Here is an 8,296-nt window from a genome sequence, read left to right on the forward strand (position 1 = left end):
GAATATCGGGCTCATCCTTGAAGCCGTATCGGACGATGACCTGATTGAAATTCCCGCTCAAACGGCGCACCTCGACACGCTGGGCATCTGGCACGTAAGGCACGTCCAGCACTTCAACGCTGAGGACGACTACCTGCTCATGCAATGCCTTGTAATGCTTGAGACTGTGCAGCATCGCATGTGGCACCGATTCGGGGTCCGGGCTCAGGAAAACCGCTGTCCCTGGTACGCGCTCTACGCCACTTTCGGTAATGTTCGCAATGAATGGCTTCAATGCCATTGCGTCAGCTGCCAGGCGCTCGCCCAATAGTTCGCGTCCACGCTTCCAGCTCGTCAGCAGGATGAAGACGGCCAGGCCGAATACCAGCGGGAACCAGCCGCCGTCCGGTATTTTCACGGAGTTGGCCAGGAAGAATCCAAGGTCAATGCAGATGAACGGCAAGGCGCCCAGGACCGCACGCACAGGACTCCATTCCCAGAGCCGGATGGCGACGGCAATCGCCAGGATATTGGTAATGAGCATCGTGCCGGTAACGGCAATGCCATAGGCTGCCGCGAGCTTCGATGACGAACCGAATCCAATGACCAGGGCAATGATCGCCACCAGCAGCAGCCAATTGATGCCTGGCAGATATACCTGGCCGATTTCCCTGTCGGACGTATGCTGAATTTCAAGGCGTGGCGAGTAACCCAGCTGGATGGCCTGCTGGGTAATGGAAAAAGCGCCGGAAATAACCGCTTGTGACGCAATGATGGTGGCGACCGTAGACAATACAACCAAGGGGAACATCGCCCATTCCGGCGCCAGCAGATAAAACGGGTTTGCCACGGCGCCCGGGTTGGACAGCAACAATGCGCCCTGGCCGAAATAGTTGATGAGCAATGCCGGCATGACGTAGCCCAGCCACGCATACTGAATTGGCTTGGCACCGAAGTGTCCCATGTCGGCATACAGGGCTTCGGCGCCCGTAATGCAAAGCACTACCGCACCCAGGGCAAAAAACCCCAGCAGCGAGTTGCCCGACAGGAAGTGGAAAGCATGCAGCGGATTGACTGCCGCCAGCACAGCGGGGTTGCCGATGATGGACAGGGTGCCGAGCAGCGCCAGTACTGCAAACCAGATGAGCATGACCGGACCAAACAAGGCACCGACGCTGGCGGTTCCCCGCCGCTGGAACATGAACAGTCCGACCAGCACGAGCAGCGTGATCGGAATGACATAGGGCTTGAATGCCGGGGTGATGATTTCCAGCCCTTCGACGGCCGATAGTACCGAAATCGCCGGCGTGATGACGCCGTCGCCATAGAACAATGCAGCACCGAACAAGCCGAGGGTTAGCAACAGCTTCTGCTGCCAGGTGCCGGGTGTGCCCTTGTGCAGCGCCAGCGTCATCAGGGCAATGATGCCGCCTTCGCCCTTGTTGTTGGCGCGCATCATGAAGCAAACGTACTTCACCGTCACCACGATGATGAGCGACCAGAAAAAAAGCGACAGGATGCCCAATACGTTGTCAGGTGTAATCGGCACGGGATGGTGGGATCCCCCGAACACTTCCTTGATGGCATACAACGGACTGGTCCCGATGTCGCCATAAACGATGCCGAGCGCTGCCAGCGTCAGCGTCGCCAGACGCTTCTTGTCTTGATCTTGTTCCAAAATCCCCCCTACGGCTGGAAGCGATAGCCCACGCCGGTTTCTGTCAAAAAGTGTTTGGGCTGCGCTGGGTCGTCTTCCAGCTTTTGGCGCAAATGGCCAACGTAGACCCGAAGATAATGGCTGCTCTCGATATAAGACGGCCCCCAGATTTCCCGCAGCAGATTGCGCTGGGTGAGCACCTTGCCTGGCTGTGCCAACAATACCGACAACAAGCGATATTCAAGTGGCGTCAGATGGACCGGCTCCGCGGCGCGGGTCACCGTCCGCCGCGACAGGTCAACCACAACGCTGCCGAATTCGATGACGGGGGATACTGTTTCGCCACTGCGACTGCGTCGCCGCAGCAGTGCACGGACCCTGGCCCGCAATTCACCGACACTGAAGGGCTTGGTCAGGTAGTCGTCGGCGCCGGCATCAAGCGCATCAATCTTGTCGTATTCCTGGGACCGGGCCGAGAGGATGAGCACCGGCATATCAGACCAGCCGCGCAGGTCACGTACCAGGTCGATGCCATTTCCATCTGGCAGCCCGAGGTCAAGGATCAGCAAATCCGGCTTGCGGGAACCAGCCTCTATCAGCCCCTGTGCCATGGTTTCCGCTTCGATAACCTGGCAAGCTTCCTCTTCCAGCGCAATCCGCACAAAGCGACGAATCTGCTTTTCATCCTCGATGACCAAGACTTTGGCTGGCGTACTCATGCCAGCTCCTCCTCGACCACCGGTGGGTTGCCAACGGGCAGCGTGAAACTGACACAGGCGCCGCCCTCAAGCCGATTCCCGGCTTGAATTCGGCCAGCATGTGCTTCAACAATAGCCTTGCAGATAGCCAGGCCCAGGCCCGCCCCCGGCTTGCCGGAATCTGTTGGGCCACGAACGAACATGTCGAAGAGTTCATCGCCTCGCTGCGGAGGGAAACCGGGGCCGCAATCCTTGACCATCACTTCGACCACCTCGCCAGTACGTCGCGCCGATAACTCGATCGGCGTATGGGCCGGCGCATATTTCGCGGCATTTTCCAGCAAGTTGCACAGTACGCGCTCAAGCAGCACCGCGTCGAATTCAAGCAGCGGCAAATCGGCTGGCAAATCGACCTTGACCGGGTGATCGGCCAAGGCATTGCCGAGTAACTTGATGCCGGCGCCAACCACTTCTTCCAGCGGCTGCCACTCGCGGCGTAGCGTGACCTCTCCGGCATTGAGCCGGGCCATGTCAAGGAGATTGCCGACCAGGCCAGCGAGCCTGGCAGACTGCTCGTGCAGCGCCTGCGCGGTTTCAAGCGCAGCCGCAGGCAAGGCTGGCTTGACAAGGAAAAGCGAATCGGCCAGGCCGACCATGGCCGTCAGCGGGGTACGCAGGTCATGGGACAACGCGGACAGGATGGAACTGCGCAAGCGTTCGGTCAGCATCTTGACTTCGGTGGCCTGGGCCACCTCGACGTAGTGCAAGCGCTCCAGGGCAACCGCGACCAGCGAAGCCAGTGCTTCAAGCAGGGAAACTGTCTCCGGCATGGGCTCGTCGACCTTGTCGGCAAAGCGCACGGCCAGTACGCCGCGAATGCGCATCGAAGCACGTAGCGGCAGGTAAAGCGCGGCATAGCCCATGCCACTGACATCGTCGCTGCGAACCAACTTGCCGCTTTCAAGGGCGACTGCTGCCAGTCGAGCTTCGATCGGCAACGAATTCGCTACGCTGGCACTGACCAATCCTTTCCCGGCTTCGTCCGGCACCAGGATGCTGGACTGGGCGGCGAGTTGTTCCTTGATGAAGGCTTCAGTGGTTTCGACGAGCTGCTTCCTTGTTAGCGCGCCGGCCAGCTGGCGCGCCAACAGGTATAGCCCTTCGGTGCGCTGCTCGCGCTGTAGTGCGTCCTTTGCCTGCTGCCGCAGTACCGACGTGAAATGCGCGGTAGTCAAGCCAGTGACCAGCATGACCGCAAAGGTCACCAGGTACTGGAGGTCACTGACAGCGAGCGAGAAGCGCGGGGCGACGAAAAAAACGTCGAACAGGAGCACGCTGAGGATCGATGCCAGGATAGCGGCGTTCCGGCCGAGCTTGACCGCTATGACCAGCACCGTCAGCAAGAAAAGCATGACGATGTTTGCCAGGTCGAGGCGCCCGAGCAAGGGCGTAGCAATGACCGTGGTGCCAATGCAAGCCAGGATAGTCAGGCCGAGACTGCGCAGGGCTGACAGTCGTTCGTTCCTGGCAGCAGAGGGATTGGCCGTCGGTTCCATGTCGCGTTTCCAGAAATGGGATAGCAACAGACTAGGCTAACCCGTATAAAAACGCTGACCATTTTCCCGGCTTGGCCGTAAAAATGTCGTAAAGATTTACGGCAGGACAAAGGCGGCAGAGGCGGTCATTGAACTGTTTGCAGACTAATCCGGCGGCGTGGTGCCTGAGGCGCGGATACACTGGAAAGTTTGATTTGATGGCCCGTCCTACACGACTCGAACGTGTGACCTACGGCTTAGAAGGCCGTTGCTCTATCCACCTGAGCTAAGGACGGTGCAGGGAGAATTTACGACGGGCAAGCGGCGATGGCAAGAACTGCTGGCATTGCTTGCGCGCCAAGGCAGCTGCATCTGGACAATTGCTGAGCAATGTTGAAGTTTGCCCGCTTTGCTTGTTTTCGCATTTGCCAAATGAAACGGGCCTGATCATGCAACATGATCAGGCCCGTAGTATTACTGGTCGGAGTACAAGGATTCGAACCTTGGACCCCCTGGTCCCAAACCAGGTGCGCTACCGGGCTGCGCCACACTCCGAAGAGGAAAGATAATACCTTAGACCCGTATCTTGGTCAATGCCAATGAGGGTAAAACTTTTGCCAGCCTGAACAATTCACGGCGAATTCCGCCCACTGCCACGGTTTTTTCAGGATCAGCCGGAAATCTTGTCGGCAATACGGCGCGCCATCGTATTGGCCAGCTCCGCAGTCTCGGCCTCCACCATCACCCGCAACAGCGGCTCGGTGCCGGATGGCCTGATCAGCACCCGTCCGGTGTCGCCCAGCGCGGCCTCGACCAATTCCTTTTCATCGACCACCGCTGCCTGCTTTTGCCAGGCATAGCCAGGACTGACTTTTACGTTGATCAACGTTTGCGGAAAAAGCGGCAAGTCCGCGCAGGATTGGGCCAGCGTCATGCCGCTGGCCTTGAGTGCGGCCAGTACCTGCAATGCCGACACGATGCCGTCGCCGGTGGTGTGCTTGTCGAGGAACAGCAAGTGGCCCGAGCCCTCGCCGCCCAATTGCCAGCCGCGCTCAAGCAGCATTTCCAGTACATAACGGTCGCCGACCTTGGCGCGCGCGAAGCCCACGCCCATGCGCTTGAGCGCGACCTCAACTGCCATGTTGGTCATCAGGGTGCCGACCACGCCGGGTAGCGCGCCGAGCGACAGGCGGTGCTTGATCATCACGTACAGCAGCTGGTCGCCGTTATAGGTCTGGCCGGCGCCGTCCACCATGATCAGCCGGTCGGCGTCGCCATCGAGCGCAATGCCGATATCGGCACGGTGCTCGCGTACCGCGGCGGCCAGCGCTGCCGGTGCGGTCGCGCCAACGCCATCATTGATATTGAAGCCATTGGGCTTGTCGCCAATAGCGATCACTTCGCCGCCAAGCTCGTGCAGCACATGCGGCGCGATATGGTAGGCCGCGCCGTGGGCGCAATCGACCACGATGCGCATGCCGCGCAGGTCGGATTCGTTCGGAAACGTGCTCTTGCAGAATTCGATGTAGCGGCCGCGCGCATCCTCCAGCCGCCGGGCCTTGCCCAGCCGCTCGGAAGGAACGCATTGCATCGGCTTGTCGAGCTCGCGCTCGATCGACACTTCGACCTCGTCCGGCAACTTGTTGCCGCTGGCGGAAAAAAACTTGATGCCGTTGTCCTGGAAGGCGTTGTGGGACGCCGAAATGACGACGCCGGCGGACAAGCGCAATGCACGCGTCAGGTAGGCGACGGCGGGCGTCGGTATCGGACCGGCCAGCAGCACATCGACACCGGCAGCGGCGAAGCCGGCTTCCAGCGCCGCTTCCAGCATGTAACCGGAGATGCGGGTGTCCTTGCCGATCAGGACTTCATGGCGCACCACGCCCGGTTGCGATTGCACCAGCACGCGGCCGGCGGCGTAGCCCAGTTTCATGATGAAATCGGGCGTGATCGGCAGGCTGCCCACGGTTCCGCGGACGCCATCGGTGCCGAAATATTTTCTTGTCATTGCTGCCCTTGTCGTTACTCTTGTCGTTACTTTTGTTGTTGCCCTTGTACCGTAGCCGGCTGCCCGACTGCGAACCATACTTTCAGCGCATCCACCGTCTGCGCCACGTCATGCACGCGCACGATGCGCGCTCCGCGCTCTGCCGCCACCAGGGCGGCGGCAACACTGGCCGCCATGCGCTGCTCGACCGGCCGGCCAGTGATGACGCCCAGCGTCGACTTGCGCGACAAGCCGGCCAGCAAGGGCAGGCCCAGCGATTGCTGGATATCGCCCACCCGCCGCAACAACGCCAGGTTGTGCTCCATCGTCTTGCCAAAACCGAAGCCGGGGTCCACGCACATGCGCTGCGGCGCAATGCCTTCGGCGGCGATGGCGTCGACGCGCTGGTGCAGGAAAGCCGTCACTTCCGCCACCACATCGTCATAGTGCGGATTCTGCTGCATCGTCCCTGGCTCGTTCTGCATATGCATGATACACAGCGCCGCATCGCTATCCTTAATCGCGCGCAGTGCGCCGTCCGAGCGAAAGCCGTTGATGTCATTGATCATGTCGGCGCCGGCTGCCAGCACTTCATGCATCACCTCGGGCTTGCAGGTGTCGACCGACAGGGGCTTGCCGCAGTCGCGCAGCGCAAATACCACCGGCAGCACGCGCCGCAGTTCTTCAGCCACGCTCAGGACTTGCGCCCCCGGCCGGGTCGATTCGCCGCCGATGTCGATGATGTCGACGCCGTCGGCAATCATTTGCTCGGCGTGGCCCAGTGCGGATTCAAGATAATTGAAACGGCCGCCATCCGAAAATGAATCGGGGGTGACATTGAGTATCCCCATCACCAGGGGACGTGACTGGCGGGGATCAAGCGGCAAGCGGTAGCGTCCGCATTGGAAAGTGACGTTCATGGCCCGGACTTAGATGGGTGTGCGATGGAATGAAAAACCGAAAGACCAGGAATACATACAAAAAAGGGCGGGGATTGCTCCCCACCCCGATTGGTGCCGGACGGCGCGCCGGTCAGGCCGGCGCGGTCGCCGTGGGCGCCACATCGCCGCCGCTGCTGTCGCTTGGGCGCTTGGGCGGTGGACCAGCCTTCGGCATCCGCGGCTCGCGCCCTTCCATGATGTCGGTGATCTGGTCGGCCTCCAGCGTTTCCCATTCGAGCAGGCGCGTGGCCATCAATTCGACCTTGGCGCTGTTTTCTGTCAGCAGGCGGCGCGCCAGTGCGTACTGGTCATCCAGGATGCGACGGATTTCCAGGTCAACCTTTTGCTGGGTCGCTTCGGACACGGTCTTGGAAGCCATGCGCCCGAAATAAGCGTCCTGCTCGCTGTCCTCGTAGACCATGGTGCCGAGCGACTCGGACATGCCGTAACGGGTCACCATCGCACGGGCCAGCTTGGTAGCGCGCTCGAAGTCGTTGGATGCGCCGGTTGACATCTGGTGCATGAAGATCTCTTCGGCAATACGCCCGCCGAACAGGATCGCGATTTCTTCCAGCATCTTGTCCTTGTACATGTTGACCCGGTCATGCTCGGGCAACTGCCAGGTCAGGCCAAGCGCATAACCGCGCGGCATGATGGTGACCTTGTGTACCGGATCGGCCTTGGGCAGCAACTTGGCGACCACGGCATGGCCGGACTCGTGGAAGGCGGTATTGCGGCGCTCTTCCTCGCGCATGACGGCGGATTTGCGCTCCGGCCCCATGACGATCTTGTCCTTGGCGTCCTCGAAGTCCTGCATTTCCACCAGGCGCTTGTTGCGGCGGGCGGCGAACAATGCGGCTTCGTTGACCAGGTTGGCCAGGTCGGCGCCGGAGAAGCCCGGTGTGCCGCGTGCCAGCAGGTCGGCGCGCACGTCAGGCGCGATCGGCACCTTGCGCATGTGTACGTACAGGATCTGTTCGCGACCGCGGATGTCGGGCAGGCCAACGATGACCTGGCGATCGAAGCGGCCGGGACGCAACAGCGCCTTGTCCAGCACATCGGCACGGTTGGTGGCGGCGATCACGATGACGCCGGCATTGGCCTCGAAGCCGTCCATCTCGACCAGCAACTGGTTCAGGGTCTGCTCGCGCTCGTCGTTACCGCCGCCCATGCCGGCGCCGCGATGACGGCCAACGGCGTCGATTTCATCGATGAAAATGATGCAGGGAGCGTGCTTCTTGGCGTTCTCGAACATGTCGCGCACGCGGGATGCGCCGACGCCGACGAACATTTCAACGAAGTCAGAGCCAGAAATGGTGAAGAATGGCACCTTGGCTTCGCCGGCGATGGCGCGTGCCAACAGGGTTTTACCGGTACCCGGCGGGCCGACCATCAGCACGCCGCGCGGAATGCGGCCGCCCAGCTTCTGGAATTTTGTCGGATCGCGCAGGAAATCGACCAGCTCCTGCACTTCTTCCTTGGCTTCATCGCAACCGGCA

6 protein-coding genes and 2 tRNA genes are annotated in these 8,296 nt (G+C 60.8%); all 8 read right to left on the reverse strand.

All coding sequences use genetic code 11. From position 1 onward, the window contains the following. A partial coding sequence (locus Q7T64_RS04335) for a potassium transporter Kup (RefSeq protein WP_304791760.1) occupies positions 1-1,657 on the reverse strand: 1,657 nt, incomplete at its 3' end. An 8-nt stretch (positions 1,658-1,665) separates the two neighbouring features. Further along, positions 1,666-2,355, reverse strand: a complete 690-nt coding sequence (gene kdpE, locus Q7T64_RS04340; protein WP_304791763.1) for a two-component system response regulator KdpE — start codon at positions 2,353-2,355, stop codon at positions 1,666-1,668. Further along, positions 2,352-3,890 (reverse strand): DUF4118 domain-containing protein, encoded by a 1,539-nt coding sequence (locus tag Q7T64_RS04345; RefSeq protein ID WP_304791766.1) that lies wholly within the window; start codon positions 3,888-3,890, stop codon positions 2,352-2,354. The genes kdpE and Q7T64_RS04345 overlap by 4 nt, the downstream gene beginning before the upstream one ends. Before the next feature lie 198 nt (positions 3,891-4,088). Continuing rightward, a tRNA-Arg gene (locus Q7T64_RS04350) sits at positions 4,089-4,165 on the reverse strand. A gap of 182 nt (positions 4,166-4,347) precedes the next feature. Beyond that, positions 4,348-4,424: transfer RNA gene (locus tag Q7T64_RS04355), tRNA-Pro, on the reverse strand. A gap of 115 nt (positions 4,425-4,539) precedes the next feature. Next, the gene (glmM, locus tag Q7T64_RS04360; protein WP_304791769.1) at positions 4,540-5,877 is read right to left on the reverse strand and encodes a phosphoglucosamine mutase; all 1,338 of its coding nucleotides are present in this window, start codon (positions 5,875-5,877) and stop codon (positions 4,540-4,542) included. A gap of 26 nt (positions 5,878-5,903) precedes the next feature. Then, positions 5,904-6,776, reverse strand: coding sequence for a dihydropteroate synthase (gene folP / locus Q7T64_RS04365; RefSeq protein WP_304791772.1), 873 nt, complete (start codon positions 6,774-6,776; stop codon positions 5,904-5,906). Between the two features lie 112 nt (positions 6,777-6,888). After that, on the reverse strand, positions 6,889-8,296 hold a 1,408-nt coding region (gene ftsH, locus Q7T64_RS04370), incomplete at its 5' end, for an ATP-dependent zinc metalloprotease FtsH (RefSeq protein WP_304791776.1).

Origin of the sequence: Lacisediminimonas sp. (genome assembly GCF_030645335.1) — a bacterium.
Lineage (GTDB): Bacteria > Pseudomonadota > Gammaproteobacteria > Burkholderiales > Burkholderiaceae_D > Lacisediminimonas.

Coding starts and splice junctions, on each gene's coding strand:
- kdpE (WP_304791763.1), bottom strand. CDS start 2,355: ATGAGTACGCCAGCCAAAGTCTTGGTCATCGAGGATGAAAAGCAGATT.
- Q7T64_RS04345 (WP_304791766.1), bottom strand. CDS start 3,890: ATGGAACCGACGGCCAATCCCTCTGCTGCCAGGAACGAACGACTGTCA.
- glmM (WP_304791769.1), bottom strand. CDS start 5,877: ATGACAAGAAAATATTTCGGCACCGATGGCGTCCGCGGAACCGTGGGC.
- folP (WP_304791772.1), bottom strand. CDS start 6,776: ATGAACGTCACTTTCCAATGCGGACGCTACCGCTTGCCGCTTGATCCC.